Annotated in this window: 17 protein-coding genes and 1 riboswitch; of the genes, 3 read left to right on the top strand and 14 right to left on the bottom strand. The window is 63.4% G+C overall.

Annotated elements, in window-relative coordinates:
* Nucleotides 1–40: 40 nt before the first annotated feature.
* Complete coding sequence (locus GCN78_RS21845) at nucleotides 41–2,350, bottom strand: UvrD-helicase domain-containing protein (protein ID WP_152253575.1); 2,310 nt, start codon at nucleotides 2,348–2,350, stop codon at nucleotides 41–43.
* 113 nt (nucleotides 2,351–2,463) lie between these two features.
* On the opposite strand from GCN78_RS21845, the gene GCN78_RS21840 reads away from it, so the two are divergent.
* Nucleotides 2,464–2,736, top strand: a complete 273-nt coding sequence (locus GCN78_RS21840) for a hypothetical protein (protein ID WP_152253574.1) — start codon at nucleotides 2,464–2,466, stop codon at nucleotides 2,734–2,736.
* Nucleotides 2,733–3,257: a GNAT family N-acetyltransferase gene (locus tag GCN78_RS21835; protein ID WP_152253573.1), complete on the top strand. Its 525-nt coding sequence runs from the start codon at nucleotides 2,733–2,735 to the stop codon at nucleotides 3,255–3,257. Before GCN78_RS21840 ends, GCN78_RS21835 begins: the two co-directional genes overlap by 4 nt.
* A gap of 13 nt (nucleotides 3,258–3,270) precedes the next feature.
* Here the strand turns inward: GCN78_RS21835 and GCN78_RS21830 are convergent, their stop codons facing one another.
* From GCN78_RS21830 to GCN78_RS21775, 12 genes are all read right to left on the bottom strand, one after another.
* The gene (locus GCN78_RS21830; protein ID WP_152253572.1) at nucleotides 3,271–4,125 is read right to left on the bottom strand and encodes a hypothetical protein; all 855 of its coding nucleotides are present in this window, start codon (nucleotides 4,123–4,125) and stop codon (nucleotides 3,271–3,273) included.
* Between the two features lie 183 nt (nucleotides 4,126–4,308).
* Entirely contained in the window at nucleotides 4,309–5,415 is a 1,107-nt protein-coding gene (locus GCN78_RS21825) for an S-(hydroxymethyl)glutathione dehydrogenase/class III alcohol dehydrogenase (RefSeq protein WP_152253571.1), read from the bottom strand.
* Between the two features lie 89 nt (nucleotides 5,416–5,504).
* Nucleotides 5,505–6,137 carry an ANTAR domain-containing response regulator gene (locus GCN78_RS21820; RefSeq protein WP_152253570.1) on the bottom strand — a complete coding sequence of 211 codons (633 nt, stop codon included), beginning with the start codon at nucleotides 6,135–6,137 and terminating at the stop codon, nucleotides 5,505–5,507.
* Nucleotides 6,138–6,214: 77 nt separating this feature from the next.
* Nucleotides 6,215–6,838 carry a thiamine phosphate synthase gene (thiE, locus tag GCN78_RS21815; RefSeq protein WP_152253569.1) on the bottom strand — a complete coding sequence of 208 codons (624 nt, stop codon included), beginning with the start codon at nucleotides 6,836–6,838 and terminating at the stop codon, nucleotides 6,215–6,217.
* Nucleotides 6,839–6,848: 10 nt separating this feature from the next.
* Complete coding sequence (gene thiD, locus GCN78_RS21810) at nucleotides 6,849–7,613, bottom strand: bifunctional hydroxymethylpyrimidine kinase/phosphomethylpyrimidine kinase (RefSeq protein ID WP_152253568.1); 765 nt, start codon at nucleotides 7,611–7,613, stop codon at nucleotides 6,849–6,851.
* On the bottom strand, nucleotides 7,613–8,407 hold the full coding sequence (locus tag GCN78_RS21805) for a thiazole synthase (RefSeq protein WP_152253567.1): 795 nt from the start codon (nucleotides 8,405–8,407) through the stop codon (nucleotides 7,613–7,615). Before GCN78_RS21805 ends, thiD begins: the two co-directional genes overlap by 1 nt.
* 157 nt (nucleotides 8,408–8,564) lie before the next feature.
* Entirely contained in the window at nucleotides 8,565–8,768 is a 204-nt protein-coding gene (gene thiS, locus GCN78_RS21800) for a sulfur carrier protein ThiS (RefSeq protein ID WP_071079564.1), read from the bottom strand.
* A 20-nt stretch (nucleotides 8,769–8,788) separates the two neighbouring features.
* Nucleotides 8,789–10,702 carry a phosphomethylpyrimidine synthase ThiC gene (gene thiC / locus GCN78_RS21795; RefSeq protein ID WP_152253566.1) on the bottom strand — a complete coding sequence of 638 codons (1,914 nt, stop codon included), beginning with the start codon at nucleotides 10,700–10,702 and terminating at the stop codon, nucleotides 8,789–8,791.
* 78 nt (nucleotides 10,703–10,780) lie between these two features.
* A riboswitch (TPP riboswitch) is annotated at nucleotides 10,781–10,896 on the bottom strand.
* Nucleotides 10,897–11,001: 105 nt separating this feature from the next.
* Nucleotides 11,002–11,259, bottom strand: coding sequence for a hypothetical protein (locus tag GCN78_RS21790; protein WP_152253565.1), 258 nt, complete (start codon nucleotides 11,257–11,259; stop codon nucleotides 11,002–11,004).
* Nucleotides 11,260–11,313: 54 nt separating this feature from the next.
* On the bottom strand, nucleotides 11,314–12,120 hold the full coding sequence (locus tag GCN78_RS21785; protein ID WP_152253564.1) for a response regulator: 807 nt from the start codon (nucleotides 12,118–12,120) through the stop codon (nucleotides 11,314–11,316).
* 27 nt (nucleotides 12,121–12,147) lie between these two features.
* Nucleotides 12,148–14,391 carry a PAS domain-containing hybrid sensor histidine kinase/response regulator gene (locus GCN78_RS21780; protein WP_152253563.1) on the bottom strand — a complete coding sequence of 748 codons (2,244 nt, stop codon included), beginning with the start codon at nucleotides 14,389–14,391 and terminating at the stop codon, nucleotides 12,148–12,150.
* A gap of 43 nt (nucleotides 14,392–14,434) precedes the next feature.
* The gene (locus GCN78_RS21775) at nucleotides 14,435–15,175 is read right to left on the bottom strand and encodes a Crp/Fnr family transcriptional regulator (protein ID WP_152253562.1); all 741 of its coding nucleotides are present in this window, start codon (nucleotides 15,173–15,175) and stop codon (nucleotides 14,435–14,437) included.
* Between the two features lie 239 nt (nucleotides 15,176–15,414).
* On the opposite strand from GCN78_RS21775, the gene GCN78_RS21770 reads away from it, so the two are divergent.
* Nucleotides 15,415–17,499, top strand: coding sequence for a putative bifunctional diguanylate cyclase/phosphodiesterase (locus GCN78_RS21770; RefSeq protein WP_152253561.1), 2,085 nt, complete (start codon nucleotides 15,415–15,417; stop codon nucleotides 17,497–17,499).
* On the opposite strand, the gene GCN78_RS21765 is transcribed toward GCN78_RS21770, so the two are convergent.
* Complete coding sequence (locus GCN78_RS21765; RefSeq protein WP_152253560.1) at nucleotides 17,496–18,551, bottom strand: porin; 1,056 nt, start codon at nucleotides 18,549–18,551, stop codon at nucleotides 17,496–17,498. The two genes, GCN78_RS21770 and GCN78_RS21765, sit on opposite strands and share 4 nt — an antisense overlap.
* Between the last annotated feature and the right edge of the window lie 92 nt (nucleotides 18,552–18,643).

The following is an 18,643-nucleotide window of genomic DNA, read 5'->3' as shown; positions in this document are numbered from 1 at the left end:
AGCCTGCGCAGGCTGCCCTTTTTTATTGCTGCTCAGCAAACTAGCGGCCCAGGCGTTCCAATTTGGCGATCCCAAGGTCCAGCACCTTCATGCCGTGCTGTCCAAAGTTGATCTGCGCGCGCGCATTGCCGCCGCCGCCTTCGATATTGACGATCACGCCTTCGCCGAACTTGGCGTGCGCCACGGATTCGCCGATGCGCCAGCCGCCGCCCGTGGCTTTTTGCGCGATCTTTTGCGCAATCGCATTGTCCGAACCGAGGCTGGCCACCTTGGGCGCCTCGTCCCAGGCCGACTTGCGGTTGCCGAACCAGTTCGCCTGCACCTTCGGCGACAGCCATTTCAGCGATTCTTCCGGCAATTCATCGAAGAAACGCGACTTCATGTTGTAGCGCGTCTGGCCATGCAGCATGCGCGTCTGCGAAAAGCTCATGTACAGCCGCTTGCGCGCGCGCGTGATGGCCACGTACATCAGCCGGCGTTCCTCTTCCACGCCGTTGTCTTCCTTCGAGCTGCTTTCGTGCGGGAACAGGCCCTCTTCCAGACCGGTAATGAAGACGTTGTCGAATTCCAGGCCCTTTGCCGAGTGCACGGTCATCATCTGCAGCGCATCCTGGCCCGCCTGCGCCTGGTTGTCCCCGGCTTCCAGCGACGCGTGCGACAGGAACGCGGAGAGGGGCGACATCACGGCCGGCAGCGGCGCGTCGGCATCCAGGATTTCGATGCCATCCTGGTTCACCACGGGCGCGCCCGACTGCGCCTGGGCGCTTGGGCCCAGATGCGCGGGCGCGCCCTGCCCGAAACCTTCCTCGGAAATGAACTGGCTGGCCGCGCTGACCATCTGCTCCAGATTTTCGATGCGGTCGGCGCCTTCCTTTTCATTCTGGTAATGCTGCAGCAAGGTACTCGCTTCCAGCACCACTCTGACCATTTCCGGCAAGGACAATTGCTGCGTCTCAAAGCGCACGCCCTCGATCAGCTTGACGAAGCCGGCCAGCACGCTGCCCGCCTTGCCCGCCACATACGGCACGGCCGCGTACAGCGAAATGCCGTATTGTTCCGACGCGGCCTGCAATTGCTCGATCGAGCGCATGCCGATACCCCGCGTGGGGAAATTGACCACGCGCAAGAAGGCGGAATCGTTGTGCGGATTGTCCATCAATTGCAAATAGGCAATCGCGTGCTTGACCTCGGCGCGCTGGAAGTAGCGCTGGCCGCCATACACGTGATACGGAATCGCGGCCGAGAACAGCGCATGTTCGATCACGCGCGACTGCGCATTCGAGCGGTACAAAATCGCAATTTCGCTGCGCGAGGCGCCATCGGCGATCAGGCTTTTCGCCTCTTCGATGATCCACTGCGCTTCCTGCAAGTCGGAACTGGCTTCGTACACGCGCACCTGCTCGCCATGCCCCGCGTCCGTGCGCAAATTCTTGCCCAAGCGCTTGCTATTGTTCGCGATCAATACGTTGGCGCTGTCGAGGATGTGGCCATGTGAGCGGTAGTTCTGCTCCAGCTTGATCAAGTTCTTCACCTGGAACTCGTGCTCGAAGGCGCTCATGTTGCCCACGTTGGCGCCGCGGAAGGCGTAGATGCTCTGGTCATCGTCGCCGACGGCAAACAGGGCGCCGCCATCGCGGCTGCCGTGGCCGGCCAGCAACTTGAGCCAGTTGTATTGCAGGTTATTCGTATCCTGGAACTCGTCCACCAAAATATGGCGGAAACGCGCCTGGTAGTGTTCGCGCAGCGGCTGGTTACGGCTCAGCAATTCATACGTGCGCAACAGCAATTCCGCGAAATCGACGACGCCTTCGCGCTGGCACTGGTCGTCGTACAGCTGGTAAAGCTCGACCATCTTGCGCTCGTGCGCGTCGTACGCTTCCACGTCCGTCGCGCGCAAGCCCTGGTCCTTGGCGTTGTTGATGAAATACATCACCGTCTTCGGCGGGAATTTTTCATCATCGATATTGTTTGCCTTCAACAAGCGCTTGATCACGGACAACTGATCCTGCGAATCGAGGATCTGGAACGTTTGCGGCAAGGCCGCGTCGCGGTAGTGCGTGCGCAGCAAGCGGTTGCACAGGCCGTGGAAGGTACCGATCCACATGCCCCGTGTATTGATAGGCAGCATGGCCGACAGGCGCGTGAGCATTTCCTTGGCGGCTTTATTGGTAAACGTCACGGCCAGGATGCCGGGCGGCGATACCTGCTGGGTCTGGATCAGCCACGCGATGCGGGTGGTCAGCACGCGGGTCTTGCCCGAACCGGCGCCTGCGAGGATCAGCGCATGTTGCGCCGGCAAGGTGACGGCAGCCAATTGTTCGGGATTGAGGTTGTGAAGAAGATTTTGCATGCGGTGATTATACCGGCATGGCTAAAAATACTGTGCATTTGTCCAGCGGTCGCGCCGGATTCGCCGCGTGCGCTACAATCGGCATCACTGCACAGCTGACGGAAACGATGCCCATGACACCTCCCAGCCACCTCGACGGCGCCCGCGTACTGGCCTGGGCCTGGTCCGACCTGCCCTTCGGCCACGTCAGCGAAGCGCATGGCGCCGCCCCCATCGCCATCCACGGCCTGGCCGTGTGCCGCTACGGGGACGAGGCGCAAGTCTACCGCTTCAGCTGCGACGCGCACTGGGACACGGTGCAGGATGACGTGTACGCCAGCGAGGATGACGCCAGGCAATTGCCGGCGCAATACCGCGCCGTGGCCGCCGTGTGGAACGCGCCATGAGCTATGCCATCCGTACGGCCACCCGCGCCGACCTGCCCCTGCTGGCCCAGGTCGAGCGCAGCGCAGCGGCCCTGTTTGCGCAGGCCGGGGCCGGACTGGCGTGGCTGGCGCACGGGGAGCCCTTGCCACTGAGCACCTTGCAGGCGCTGCAGCAGCGTGGCGGCGTGTGGGTGGCCGCCGATGGGCATGACAGGCCATCGGGTTTCCTGGCAGCCCAGCCGCTCGACGGCCAGCTGTTCATCGTGGAATTGTCCGTCGCCCTGCCGCAACAGCGGCAGGGACTGGGAGCGCGCCTGCTCGACGCGGCGGCGGCCCACGCACGGGCGCTGGGCTGCGCCAGCCTGACATTGAGCACGTATCGCCACCTGCCCTGGAACGCGCCCTACTATGCGCGCCACGGTTTCAGCGAAATCGGTGCCGTGACGCTGGGCGCGGGTCACGCGCTCAAGCTGGCGCGCGAAGCGCAGGACGGGCACGATCCGGCACTGCGCTGCCTGATGCGCAAGCCACTGGCACGCTGATTCAGCACATCCTTCAGCGCACCAGCTTCGCCTTGCCTTCGCCGAGCGCCTGGGCGATCACCTGGCGCGTGATCTTGTCGGCTGCCTTGCTGGCCTTTTCCTGCTGGCGTCCCAACGCTTCCATTTGCTTGCTCAGGGTTTCCATCGGCTTGCCGCGCTGATCCATCTGGCGCGACAGCGCATCCACCTTGTCCGCCTCGCGTTCTTGCTCGGCAGCAATGCGATCATTGACCTCTTCCATGGCGTCCTGCGCATCTTCCATCTGCTGCTGCAAGCGTTCCACCTCGCGCCCGGCCGCGCGGCGCGCCGTCTCCGTGCCCGCCTGCGCCTGGCGGCGCGCCGCCTCGCCCATCTTGCGGCCCAGTTCCTGCTGCTGGCGGCCCAGCGCGCGCAGCTGTTCCGACTCGCGCGCGCTGCCGTTCGCCTGCGCCGCGCCATGGGCGCCCATCTTGCTGCCCAGTTCACCCATCGCCTTGCCATGCTCGCTCATCTGCTTGCCCAGGCCGCTCATCTGCAAGCCCAGCTGCTGCGACGGCTTCCAGGCGTCGCGCACGCGGGCCAGCAGCGCGGCATCCTGCGTCACATAACCCTTGCCCTGGTCGCGGAACCACAGGAACTGCCCCTTGAGCGAGCGCTGCAGCTGCTTGATCTGCTGTCCATCGACATCGGTACCGGCCATGGTGACGCTGTCCTCGCTGCTGGCGACGAGCGCATAGCCGTCGCCGCTGCCCATGGAAATATTGATCTGCTTGCTGGGTGCGGCCGGTGCGGCCGGTGGCGCGGGCGGTTGCGGCGGCTGCACGGCCAGCGCGCTGCCGCCTATCAGGATACCGGCCAGGCTGAGGATCAAACGGTGGGAAGTGGACATGGCTGCCTCGTCGCAAAAGTAGTGGAGCATCGACTGTAGCGGCGGAGGGGACACGCTTCCAGCGCCGTGCGACAGGCTGCAAAAAAACCTGCCTGGACGGCAAACACGGACGATGGATGGAATGCCGCAAAAAAAAACGGAGGCCGTAGCCTCCGCAAAAACGCCGTGGTACGGCGTAAATTATTAGTACAGCACGACGGAGCGGATCGATTCGCCGCTCTTCATCAGGTCGAAGCCCTGGTTGATGTCGTCCAGCTTCAAGCGGTGCGTGATCAGGTCGTCAATGTTGAGCTTGCCTTCCATGTACCAGTCGACGATCTTCGGCACGTCCGTGCGTCCGCGCGCGCCGCCAAAAGCGGAACCTTTCCACACGCGCCCTGTCACCAGCTGGAAGGGACGCGTGGAAATTTCCTGGCCGGCCGCCGCCACGCCGATGATGATGGACTGGCCCCAGCCCTTGTGGCAGCACTCGAGCGACTGGCGCATGGTGGTGGTGTTGCCGATGCACTCGAAACTGTAATCGGCGCCGCCGTCCGTCAGCTGCACGATGGTATCGACAACGTTTTCCACCTCGTTGGCGTTGACAAAATGCGTCATGCCGAACTTGCGCGCGATGACCTGGCGCGCCGGGTTGATGTCCACGCCGATGATTTTATCCGCGCCGACCATCTTCGCCGCCTGGATCACGTTCAGGCCGATGCCGCCCAGGCCGAACACGACCACATTCGCGCCCGCCTCGACCTTGGCCGTGAACAGCACGGCGCCCACGCCCGTCGTCACGCCGCAGCCGATGTAGCAGACCTTGTCGAATGGCGCGTCTTCGCGGATCTTCGCCAGGGCGATTTCCGGCACGACGATGTAATTGGAAAAGGTGGAGGTGCCCATGTAATGGAAGATGGGCTTGCCGTCGATGGAAAAGCGCGACGTCGCGTCCGGCATCAGGCCGCGGCCCTGGGTCGAGCGGATCGACTGGCACAGGTTCGTCTTTTGCGACAGGCAGAATTTGCACTGGCGGCATTCCGGCGTGTACAGGGGAATGACGTGGTCATCCTTTTTCAGGCTTTTCACGCCCGGGCCCACGTCGACGACGACGCCGGCGCCTTCATGGCCGAGGATGGACGGGAAGATGCCTTCCGGATCGGCGCCGGACAAGGTGTAGTAATCGGTATGGCAAATGCCGGTGGCCTTGATTTCGACCAGTACCTCGCCCTCGCGCGGGCCGGCCAGGTCGACTTCCTCGATGGTCAAAGGCGCGCCCGCCTTCCATGCAATCGCTGCTTTGGTTTTCATGTATGTCCTGTGTAGGGTTGAACCAGACGCGCCAGCGCGCCGTATCGCCACATCATAACAAGGCGGCCAAGCGGGCGCGAGGGAAACACTTACTTGGTTTTCGCCCGATTCAAGAACGCACCGTGCAAGCCGTTCAGGGTTTCCTCGGCCAGCAGCAGCTGGCTGGCGATTTCATTGATCTTGCGGCGGCTGGAGCGGGCGTGGTCGCGCAGCACTTCGAACGCCGTGTTGCGGTCGGTCTGGAATTTCCCCATCAAGAGGCCCACGGCCAGGCTCGTTTCGCGGCCGGCGGCCAGGGCCGCGTTCAGGTTCAGCTCGGTACGCCGCAGCTGGCGGATTTCATCGGCGCGTGCCAGGCCCGCTTCAAACGCGGGCATCAAACGGCCTTCGTCGACGGGTTTGACGACATAGCCGACGGCGCCGTAGGCGGCCGCCTGCTTGCCCGATTCGCTGTCGCCGCTGCCGGACAGGAACATGAACGGCACGGCCGTTTCGCCGTGCAGGCGCTTGGCCAATTCCAGGCCGGACATGCCCGGCATGTGGATGTCGAGCAAGGCCAGGTCGGGCTCGCGCTGGGCGATCATCTGCAGCGCCACTTCGGCCGAATGGGCCAGGGCTGTTTCATAGCCGGCATGGCGCAGGACTTCGCCGAGGAATTCCAACAGCAGCTGGTCATCGTCAACGATCAGGATAAGGCGTTTCGCGGCGGCTGGCTGACTCATGGGTGGGGGACCTCGGTAATGAATGATGTTCTTATTATATGCCGATTATTCCCCAAACCAGCCTTCGATTCCCATGCTCATGCCGCGAATAATTGATTGAATTGCTGCACTGCAATATCCACCTCGTCCGCCTGGTATGCCTGGTTAAAGACGCTGCTGATGGCCGCCACCATGTCGGCGCCGCGCGCCACCAGCGGCGCCGCGTTCTCCGGCGTCATGCCGCCGATCACCACGCACGGCAAGGCGATTTCGCGTTTCGCCTGCAGCACGATATCGAGCGGCGTCGTCACCGGATACTTTTTCACCAGCGACGGATAGAAGCCGCCGAAGGCCACATAGCTGGCGCCGCCCGCCTCGGCCGTGCGGGCCAGGGCCAGGTCGCCATAGCAGGAGGCGCCGACGATCTTGCCGGCCCCCAGCCGCGCGCGCACCTGCGCCACGGACGCATCCGTGCCACCCACGTGCACGCCGTCCGCGTCGAGCTCTTCGCACAGCTCGATGAAATCATTGATGATGAGGGGCACGCCATACTTGCGGGCCAGGGCCAGCAAGGCGCCCGCCTGCTCGCGCCGCTGGTCCGCCTCGGCGCTCTTGTGGCGGTATTGCAGCAGCGCCACGCCGCCGTGCAAAGCCTGTTCCGTGATGTCGAGCAGGCGGTCGGTGTCATCCCAGTTCGGGGTGACCAGATACAGTCCACGCATAATGTTTTCCTTATTCAATGAATCGTTGCGGCATCAGCTGGCCTGGCGCAATCGCGTAGGCGCCGGCCAGGGCCGCATGGCAATAGGCTTGCGCGCCATCGAGCGCTGCGGGCAATGCCTGGCCCAGCGCCAGCCGGGCCGCGATGGCCGACGCCAAGGTGCAGCCGCTGCCATGAAACTCTCCGGGCAGACGCGGCCAGCGCCACTCGTGCCTCACTGCGTCATCGGCAAACCAGCGATTGATCACCTCATCTCCGTCGCCATGCCCGCCCGTCACCAGCACGTGCTGGCAGCCTTGCGCAAGCAGGTTTTCCGCGCCACCGAGGGCCAGCGCTTCCGGCCCGTTCGGCACGATGACGGTCGTCACGGGCAGCAAGGGCGCCAGCGCCAGCACGGCGTCGTCGCGGCTGAGCACGTCGCCATGGCCGCTGGCCAGCACGGGATCGAGCACGACGGGCAAGCTTGGGTGGGCCAGCCGCAATTGCGCGATCAGTTGCGCGATGACGGCCGCGTTCGCGGCGCTGCCGGGGATGCCGATTTTCACGGCATCGATGGCGATCTTGTCGATCAGCGCCTGCGCCTGGCGCCGCAGCAGCGCCGGCGCCACGGGCTCGACAGCAAACACGCGGTCGTTGTCCTGCACCGTCAATGCCGTGATAACGGGCAAGGCATGCGCGCCTTGCGCGGCGATGGCGACGATATCGGCGGCGATGCCGGCACCGCCCGAGGGGTCGGCGCCGGCAAACACCAGCACCGTCGGACGTTGCTGCGCCATCACGCCAGCCGGCCCGCCATCGGCGACGATGGTGAAGCGGCGAATTTGCGCGGCATGCGTCCCGCCAAAAATGCTTCGCGCCCGGCCCGCACGGCCAGCTTCATCGCACGCGCCATGCGCACTGGGTCGCGCGCGCCGGCAATCGCGGTGTTCATCAGCACGCCATCGCAGCCGAGTTCCATGGCAATGGCCGCATCCGACGCCGTGCCCACGCCGGCATCGACGAGTACCGGCACTTTCGCCTGGTCGATGATCAGCGACAAGTTCCACGGATTCAGGATGCCCATGCCCGAGCCGATCAGGGAGGCCAGCGGCATGACGGCCACGCAGCCGATGTCTTCCAGAATCTTCGCCTGGATGGGATCGTCGCTGCAGTAGACCATCACGTCGAAGCCATCCTTGACCAGCGCTTCGGCCGCGACCAGGGTTTCCGGCATGTGCGGGAACAGCGTCTTTTCATCGCCCAGCACTTCCAGTTTCACCAGATTGCGCCCGCCCAGCAGTTCCCGCGCCAGTTGCAGGGTGTAGACGGCATCTTTCGCGTTATAGCAGCCGGCCGTGTTCGGCAAAATCGTGTACTGATCGGGCGGCACGAAATCCAGCAGGCTGGGCGCGTTCGGGTCCTGGCCAATGTTGACCCTGCGGATCGCCACCGTGATGATCTGCGCCTCGGCCGCGTCCGTCGCTTCGCGCGTCTGCGGCAAATCCTTGTATTTGCCGCTGCCCACCAGCAGGCGCGACTGGTACTGTTTTCCTGCGATGGTCAACAGGTCGTTATTTGTTGCGGTATTCATGTGCTTTTCCTTAAGTTTTTAGACATCCAAAGAAAACCGTAGCGAGCGGCGATGATTTGTGGCCGAGACGCGCAACCGTGCTGAAGCACGGGGGCGCCGAGCCGGTGAGCATCGCAGGCCGCAAAGCGCGCCGCGCAGTAGGTTTGCTTGGACGTTTTCAGCCGCCGCCGATGGCGCGTACGATTTCTACCTGGTCTTGCACCTGCAAGACCTGTCCCGGCCACGCCTTGCGCGGCACGACGTTGCGGTTGACAGCCAGCGCCAGCGCCTGGTTTTCCAGCGACAGCGCGGCGATCAGTTGGTCGAGTGTCTGCCCGGGCGGCACCTGGTGCGGTGCGCCGTTGAGCGTGATGGATATCAATGCAGGCATCACGCTCTCCTTCAGACCTTGCGGTACAGCTCGGCGCCGTTCTTGACGAATTCGATGGCTTTCACTTCCATCCCCTGCTTGAGCGCCTGGTCTTCCGCGATGCCCATGCCGGCCGCGTATTCGCGCACTTCCTGCGTGATCTTCATCGAACAGAAATGGGGGCCGCACATGGAGCAGAAATGCGCCACCTTGGCCGAATCCTTGGGCAAGGTTTCATCGTGGAATTCGCGCGCCTTGTCCGGGTCCAGGCCGATGTTGAACTGGTCGTCCCAGCGGAATTCGAAGCGGGCCTTCGACAGGGCGTTGTCGCGGATTTGCGCGCCCGGATGGCCCTTGGCCAGGTCGGCCGCGTGCGCCGCGATCTTGTACGTGATGATGCCGTCCTTGACGTCCGCCTTGTTGGGCAGGCCCAGGTGTTCCTTCGGCGTCACATAGCACAGCATGGCGGTGCCGTACCAGCCGATCATGGCCGCGCCGATGCCCGAGGTGATGTGGTCGTAGCCGGGTGCGATATCCGTCGTCAGCGGTCCCAGGGTGTAGAACGGCGCTTCGCCGCACTGCTCCAGCTGCAAGTCCATGTTTTCCTTGATCAATTGCATGGGCACGTGGCCCGGACCTTCGATCATCACTTGCACGTCGTGCTTCCAGGCAACTTGCGTCAGCTCGCCCAGGGTTTTCAGTTCGCCCAGCTGCGCCTCGTCGTTGGCGTCGTAGATGGAGCCGGGGCGCAAGCCGTCGCCCAGCGAGAACGACACGTCGTACGCCTTCATGATTTCGCAGATTTCTTCGAAATGCGTGTAGAGGAACGATTCCTGGTGGTGCGCCAGGCACCATTTCGCCATGATGGAACCGCCGCGCGAAACGATGCCCGTCAGGCGCTTGGCCGTCATCGGCACATAGCGCAGCAGCACGCCCGCGTGGATGGTGAAATAGTCGACGCCCTGCTCGGCCTGCTCGATCAGGGTGTCGCGGAAGATTTCCCAAGTCAGATCTTCGGCCTTGCCGTTGACCTTTTCCAGCGCCTGGTAGATGGGCACGGTGCCGATCGGCACGGGGCTGTTGCGCACGATCCATTCGCGCGTCTCGTGGATGTGCTTGCCGGTGGACAGATCCATCACGTTGTCGCCGCCCCAGCGGATGGCCCAGGTCATCTTTTCCACTTCCTCGCCGATGGAAGACGTCACGGCCGAATTGCCGATGTTCGCATTGATTTTCACCAGGAAATTGCGGCCGATGATCATCGGTTCGACTTCCGGGTGGTTGATGTTGGCGGGAATGATGGCGCGGCCGCGGGCGATTTCCTCGCGCACGAATTCCGGCGTGATGTCAGCCGGGATGCTGGCGCCGAACGATTGGCCCGGGTGCTGGCGGCCCATCAGGTCGGCCAGGCGTTCGCCCATGGGGCCGGAAGCCTTGAGCTCGCGCAAGTACTCCTGGCGCCGCATGTTTTCGCGGATGGCGACGAATTCCATTTCCGGCGTGATGATGCCTTGGCGCGCGTAATGCATTTGCGTCACGTTCTTGCCGGCGATGGCGCGGCGCGGCTTGCGGTGCAGGTTGAAGCGCAGCTCGGCCAGCTTGGGGTCCGCCAGGCGGGCGATGCCGTAGTCGGAGGTGGGACCGGGCAATTCCTCCGTGTCGGCACGCTCCATGATCCACGGCAGGCGCGGCGTATCGAGGCCCGAGCGGATATCGATCTGCACGTCCGGGTCCGTGTAGGGGCCGGACGTGTCGTACACGTAGATCGGCGGATTCTTTTCGCCGCCGAACGACGCTTCCGTGTCGGACTGGCTGATTTCGCGCATGGGAACGCGGATGTCGGGGCGGCTGCCTTCAACATAGATCTTGCGCGAATTGGGCAGCGGCGCGATGGCGGCTTCGTCGACCGTGGCGGTGGCGGAGAGGAATTTCGGGTTGGCGTTCATTTTGGCTCCTTGGCTAGACTATTTTTAAGCCTGGAGCCAGCTAAGGAGGTTCGGCTGTGCGCACGCGGAAAAGCAGGTGCGTTCATCCTAAAGCTTCCCTTCGCTGGCATTATCCAGATCAGGTTCGGAGGGTATTTCTCACCCGCGCTTGCACTGTGTTTCCACAGCAAAAGGCAGGACCCCTAGCGTTTGCCGCCTTGCGGCAGCGAGCCAATTATACGCGGTTCACGCCGCGTGGCCAGATGATTTCTTGACGATGTCGTGTTTGTGCATCTGCTGCAATGCAGCAGATACGGCGCCTATTTTTTCTTGCCCCAGCGCCAGCCGGTCGGTTCCCCCTTCAGCCAGCACACGCCGACGAGCGCGCCGGCGATGACGACTTCATAGACGATGTACAGCGCCAGCGATTCTTGCGGCGGGAACAGGAAAGCGCCGCAGGCGAACAGCGCCAGCGCGGCCAGGAAGACCAGCCAGCCCTGCCAGGTGATGGGCATGCCCCAGCCCCAGCCATAGGTCTTGGCGGGGAACCAGTATTGCGGTGGTGATTTGTCGGCCATGATGCTTTCCTTGTCGATGTGGAGACCGACAAGTATAAATCAGCCCGTCACAAATCAAATCTTGCGCTGGCGCTCCGTGACGTCGAGGCCGATGCCGCGGTAGCCGATGAAGCGGCTGCCCGTGTCGAACATCGGTTCGCCGCTGACCTGCAGGTACTGCGTGCTGCCGTCGAGGTTGGCACGGCTGTAGATAAAATCGAGAAACGGTTCGCGCGCGGCAATTTTTGCATCGAGCAGCGCGCGCTCGGCCGCATTCCAGCGCTGCGGCTCTTCCTCGCTGCCGATGCCCAGCATTTCAGCCACGGGACCGGAAAAGCGCGTCAGATTGCCTTGCGCATCCTGTTCCCAGTACCAGTCGGACGACAGTTCCGTGAAACGCTGGAAGCGCGCTTCGCTTTCGCGCAACTCCGCCGTGCGCTCTTCCACCATCTGTTCCAGCGACTTGTTGTATTCGGCCAGCTTCTGGTACAGCAGGCGCACTTCCAGCATGTTGTGGATGCGCGTCTTGACTTCCACCAGGTCGAAGGGCTTGCTGACGAAATCCTTGGCGCCGGCCTGCAGCGCGCGCAGCTTGTGTCCGGGCTGGGCCGTGATCACCAGCACCGGCAGATAACTGCCCGCCTCGATGTCGCGCAAGCCTTCCATCACTTCGAAGCCATCCATTTCCGGCATCTGCAAGTCGAGCAGGATCAAATCGTAGCGGTGCTGCTGGTGCAGCGCGTGCACGGCTTGCGGGTCCATGGTGGACGTGATGCGCGTATAGCCGGCATTGCGTAGCACCTGTTCCAACAGCATGACGTTGGCCTCCTGGTCATCGACGATGAGGATGCTGGCGTTGAGGATCTCGGTGGCTTGAAGCATGGCGGTATTCCTAAAATAATTGCTGAATTAGCGTACTGCGTGAGTGTCGTCGGCCAGGCCATGCTCGGCAGCATGGTGCAGGGCCACGTCGAGCGCGTCCATGAATTCGACGACCTTGATCGGCTTGGTCAGGTAGCGGAAGAAACCCGCCTCCAGGCCTTTTTCGATGTCGCGCGGCACGGCGTTGGCCGACAGGGCCATGACGGGAATGTGGCTGGTGAGCGGATCATCATGCAGGATGTGCAGGGCGCCATAGCCGCTGATGCCGGGAAGGTTGATATCCATCAAGATCACGTCCGGCTGGTAGGTGCGCGCCAGGTCGATGCCCAGGTGCGCATCGATGGCCGTCAGCAGTTTCAAGTCGCTGCGGCGGGCGATCAATTGCTCGACCAGCGCCAGGTTGGCGGGATTGTCTTCCACGTACAGCAGAGTGCGCAGGCTTTCCTGGTTCTCTTGCGCCACGGACAGCACTTCGCCCTCGTCCAGATGCAGCTCAGGCGCGCGCGACGCCTTGAATTCCACCCAGAAGGTGGTGCCCACGCCGACCGTGCTGTCGACGCCGATGGTGCCGCCCATCAGTTCGACCAGTTGCTTGGTGACGACCAGGCCGATGCCCGTGCCCTCTTCCGTGCTGCTTTCCTGGCCCAGGCGGTTGAAGGGCTGGAACAGCTGACTCATCTGTTCGGCATTCAGGCCGGCGCCGCTGTCGGTGACACTGGTGCGCACGCGGTCGCCATTGCGGCTGCACTCGACCTTCACGCTGCCGCCGCTCTGGTTGTACTTGATGGCGTTCGACAGCAGGTTGATCATCACCTGCTTCACGCGCGTGCGGTCGGCGTGCACATAATAGGCTTTGCCGCAGCGGGGGAAATGCATGCTGATGCCGCGTTTTTCCGCCTGCGGCGCGATCATCGCCTGGCAATCCTGCAGCACGTCGAGCAAGGACATCGCCTCTTGCGACATGGTGACCTTGCCCGACTCGATCATGGCCAGGTCGAGGATCTCATTGATCAAGCGCAAGAGATACCAGCCGCCCTTGAGTATCTGGTCGATCGAACGCTGTTGCGGCAAGCTCGGCGCCGGCGTCTCGGAGGCCATCAGCTGGGCAAAGCCCAGCACGGCGTTCAAGGGCGTGCGCAATTCATGGCTCATGCTCGACAAGAATTCGGACTTCGCCAGGTTCGCCTTTTCCGCCGCCTGGCGGGCCTTTTCCATTTCGATGTTCGTGTCTTGCAAGGCTTGCTCGAACTGCTTGCGTTCCGTCACGTCGCGTGCGGCGGCAAACACGCCCTGCAGCTTGCGGTCGCGGTCGTGGAAGGTCGAGGCGTTGTACGACACCACCGTCTGCTTGCCGTCGCGCGCCAGGGCCGTCAGTTCGTAATTGGTCAACTTACCTTCGCGCAACACGCGCGCGATGGCTTCCTCGGCCCGTTCCGGTTCCGTAAAGTAGTTCTTGCACGGCGCGCCAATCAATTCGTCGCGCGTGCAGCCCGTCAGCGCTTCCATCTGCTGGTTGACGTCGCTGATGATGCCCCGCGGATCCGTCGTCATCAGGGCGTCGATATTCGATTCGATCAGCGAGCGCGTATAGAACTGCTGCTCGCGCAAGCGCTGGTCCAGCAGCGCCTGTTCCGCCTCGACCTGCTTGCGTGCCGTGTTGTCGGTGCCGATCAGCAAGTAACCGATGACCTTGCTCTGCGCGTCGCGCAGCGCCGTCACGGAGACCATGGCGGGGAAACGGCTGCCATCCTTGCGGATATACGTCAGTTCATAGACGTCGTCGATGCCGCGCGAGGCCTTGAACACGAGCGCTTCCACGCCCGGCGTGATGACGGTGTCGAGTTCCGAACTGAGGGCGGCGGCGCGCGCGATGATTTCTTGCGCATCAGAAATACCGGCCGGCGTCAGCTTGTCGACCACGTCGCTGGCTTCATAGCCGAGCATGCGTTCGGCGCCCACATTGAAAATCTGGATCACGCCTTGCGCATCGGTGGCGATGCACGAGAAATTGGGGCTGTTGAAGATCGCATCCTGCAAGGCGCCCGCCTTGAGCAGCTGGCGCGGCAGGCTGGCCGCCGAGGTGCGCCGGTACAGTGCCGCCAACAGCATCAGCAGCAGGAAGACCAGCGCGTCGATGACGCAGGCCGTCTCGAACGGCGCGCGCCAGGCCAGCACGCCGACGGCCAGCAGCGCAACGGCGCTGAACGAAAATGCCAGTGCCATGGGCCAGCGCGACGGCGCGCGCGGGGGGATGTTTTCGACAGATTGCATGATGAGCCTGGACAATGACAACGATAGGAAGGGGATTGCGGTATTAGGAACCCTGACGCTGGCGCACGTCCGACAGCAGACGCGCGAATTCCTTCTTGACCACGCCATAGCATTCGCACACATGGCCTTCGAGGCCGGCACGGTCCAGCACGGAGATATGGCCGCGCCGGTAACTGATGAAGCCGCGCTGCTGCAGGCGCCCGGCCGCTTCCGTCACGCCCTCGCGACGCACGCCCAGCATGTTGGCAATCAACTCCTGCGTCATGGTCAGCTCGCGATTCGGCAGGCGGTCCATGGTCAGCAGCAGCCAGCGGCACAGTTGCTGTTCCACCGTATGGTGGCGGTTGCACACGGCCGTCTGCGACATTTGCGTGATCAGGGCTTGCGTATAGCGCAGCAGCAAGCGCATGACGGGACCGGCACGGTCGAATTCTTCCATCAGCAGGTGGGCCTTGAGCCGGTAGCCGACGCCGCCCGTCTGCACGACGGCGCGGCTCGGTGTCGAGTTGCCGCCCATGAACAGCGACACGCCCACCATGCCTTCATTGCCGACGCCGGCGATTTCCGACGAGCCGCCGTTTTCCAGCAGGTAGTGAATGGAAACGATGGCCGTGGTGGGGAAGTACACATGCTGCAGCTTGTCGCCAGAATCGTAGATCACGTCACCGAGCAGCATGGAGACTTGCTCCAGGTGGGGGGCCAGGCGCGCGAAATCGGCGTCGAGCATGGCGGCGAGCAAATGGTTTTGATTCGGGTTGTGCAGCTGGGCATGCGGACTCGACATGGGCAGTTTTCCTGGTTTCCAGTCGTCAGCTAGGGGATAGAGGTAAGACGTCCGAACGAGGGGCGCCATATGCAGCAGCGTAACACAGCGACGGCACAATGACGCGACTATATTTCTTGTGGGCATGATTGTCCGTTCGCCAGCGAACGGACGGCCCTGTGCCGCGCGCCCTACAGTCGGCATCACTGCCAGGGCTGCCGGATCATGGATCGGCACCGGCACTGCCACCGGACGCCATCATGCAATCATTCTTCAAACGTATCTCCATTTCCGTTTCCACCTCGGCCCTGATCACTCTGGCGGTCGGACTGTGCCTGACGGCCCTGTGCTATGTCTCGGCGCGCCAGATCGAGTCGGAAAGCACCCGGCTGCTGCTGCAGTACCACGCCAGCGGACAGACGCTGCGCGCCGCCCTGCTGCCAGCCAACGGCATGAGCCTGGATGCGAACCATCGCGGCTCCCTGTACGTGCTGCTGGGCGGCCTGCTGTCGAGCCTGCTTGCAACGGCGTATGTCTTTCAGCTCGTGTCGCGCAATTCCGTGATTGCCCGCATCACGGGCGAGCGCACGGCGGCGCTGCAGTTCGCCAACCTGCGCCTGTCCGAAGACATCGCCGCGCGCATGCACAATGAGAAATCGCTGCGGCTGCGCGAACGCATCATCGAAGTGTCGGCCAATGCCATCATCCTGTGCAGCGCCGACGCGCCAGGCTACCTGATCGAATACGTCAATCCCGCCTTCGAGCGCATCACCGGCTATGCGGCCGAGGAAATCATCGGCCGGCGCCTGGAAGACTTGCAGGGTCCCGAGCAAGGACGGCAAGACATGCACGCCATCACGGCGGCCCTGCGCGAACAGCGCGAAGGCAAGGCCATCGTGCGCAATTTCCGCAAGGATGGCAGCTGCTACTGGAGCGAGCTGTTCGTCGCGCCCGTGCGCGACGATGGCGATGGCCCCGTCAGCCACTTTGTCGTGGCGCAATACGACATCAGCACCGTCATGCGCTTCGAACAAGAGATGGAATTCCAGGCCAGGCACGACATCCTCACGGGCCTGGCCAACCGGGCCCTGCTGCGCGAACGGCTGGAGCAGGCGATGGCCGTGACGCGGCGCAACGGCCTGCCCCTGTGGGTGGTGTTCATCGACCTCGACCGCTTTAAATTCGTCAACGACACGCTGGGCCACGATGCGGGCGACCAGGTACTGAAAAACGTGGCCGAGCGCCTGCGCGACGCCACGCGCGAAGTCGACACGGTGGCGCGACTGGGCGGCGACGAATTCGTGCTGCTGCTGCCCCAGCATGGCAATGGCGAACCGGGCGCCGCCATCCTGCAGCGCATTCAGGACGCCGTGGCGCAGCCGCTGCAACTGGGCGAATATGAATTTTTTCTCAGCTGCTGCATGGGCGTGGCCGTGTATCCCGACGATGGCCAGAATGCCGACACCTTGATCAAGCACGCCGACATCGCCATGTACCGCGCCAAGGAACAGGGACGGGGCCACTGGCAATTCTATGCGTCGGGCATGAATGCGGGCACCCTGGAGCGGCTGGGACTGGAAAGCGAATTGCGCCACGCCCTGGAGCGGGGGCAATTCCACCTCGAATACCAGCCCCAGCTGGACCTGGCCAGCGGCGTGGTGGTGGGCATGGAAGCGCTGCTGCGCTGGCAACATCCGCAACTGGGACGCATTCCACCGGCCAGCTTCATTGGCCTGGCCGAGGAAATGGGCTTGATCACGCAGATCGGCGACTGGGTCCTGCGCACGGCATGTGCCCAGACGCGCGCCTGGCAACTGGCCGGCCACGGTCCGCTGCGCCTGGCCGTCAACCTGTCGGCGCGGCAATTCAAGCAAAGAAATCTGCTGCACGCGGTGGCGCAGGCACTGGCCGAGACGGGCCTCGCCGCCGCCCATCTGGAACTGGAATTGACGGAAAGCATGGTCATGCATAACGTGGAGCAAGCCACGTCCATCATGGCCAAGCTGAAGGGACTGGGCGTGCAACTGTCCATCGACGACTTCGGCACCGGCTATTCCAGCCTGGCCTACCTGCGCCACTTCCCCATCGACGTATTGAAAATCGACAAAACCTTCGTCAGCGACATCACGCACAGCGACGACGATGCGGCCATCGTGCGCGCCATCATTTCGCTGGCGCACAGCTTGCGCCTGAAAGTGATCGCGGAAGGCGTGGAAACGGCGCAGCAGCTGGCCTTCCTGCGCCAGCACGGCTGCGACCAGATGCAGGGCTATTTGTTCAGCCGCCCCCTGGCCGCGCCCGCCTTCGAAGCGCTGCTGCGCGAAGGCAGCATGCTGCCCGCTTAAAACGCGTGGCGCAGACCGACGTTGAAGGCGCGGTTGCCGCTGCCCACTTCCGTCGCATTGCCCACCATATAGGCGGCGTCGTTGCGGTTACGGATGTGCGCGTAGGCGACATACACCTTGCTGCGCTTGGACAAGGCATACGTGGCGCCGATGGCCAGCTGCTGCGCATCGCGGTTGGCCGCATCGCGGTCATCCTTGCGCACATACGAGGCCAGCAGGGTCGTCGCGCCCAGCGGCACGGAGACGCCGACGATGGCGTCGCGGCTGTCGGTGGACTGGGCCGGCGCCTGCGCCGCGCCGTACGGATTTTCCGCAAAGAACATGGTGCTGCCATCGCCCGTGTTGCGGCCATAGCCGGCAAACGCCGTGGCCACGCCAAAGTTGTAGTTACCGGCCAGAATGGTGTTGTTGACGTCGGCCTTGCCCGGCTCGCCGGCACGGCTCTGGCGCGCCAGGCGCAAGGTCAGGGGACCGTTGACATAGCCGAGGGCCAGGCCCAGCGAACGTTGATCTGCCGCCATCCCCGTGTGCTCGCCGGCACCATACATCACCGTCGCCGTCACGCCGCGCAGCTCGGGCGAAGTGTAGCGCACGGTATTGTCGATGCGCGTGGCCGAATAGCCGGCCAGGTTGGTTGCCGCGCCGGCCAGGCCGCCTTCGAACGGGTCGGCCACGTCGGTCAGCGCCTGGCTTTGCAGGTTGTACTGGCGCCCCACGGTCAGCATGCCCAGCGGGCTGTCGATGCCGACAAAGGCCTGGCGGCCAAACAATTGCCCCGCCTGGTCGGAGCGGCCCGTGTCGCTCAGAACACCCGCTTCCAGGGTGAACACGGCGTGCAAGCCATTGCCCAGGGATTCCGTGCCGCGCAAGCCGAGACGCGAACCGGCCGACACGCCGCTGGTGAGCTTGCTGACGCCGCCTTCCTGCACCAGGCCCGCATCCATCAAGCCATATAGGGTGACGGAAGACGGCTCGACGGACGACTGGGCGTGTGCGGCAGGCAAGGCGCCCAGGGTGGTGGCAAGGCCGGCAACGATGGCGATTTTTTTCATGATGATTTCCTTGTAAAAGCGAAACCAGGAAAGCGGCGGCCACGGCAAAGCCACAAGCGGCAAGGCGCCATGCGGGGGATGCCGTATCAAAA

The sequence above is a fragment of the Janthinobacterium rivuli genome (assembly GCF_009208735.1).
GTDB lineage: Bacteria > Pseudomonadota > Gammaproteobacteria > Burkholderiales > Burkholderiaceae_D > Janthinobacterium.
This window is presented reverse-complemented; position numbering and strand designations above follow the sequence as displayed.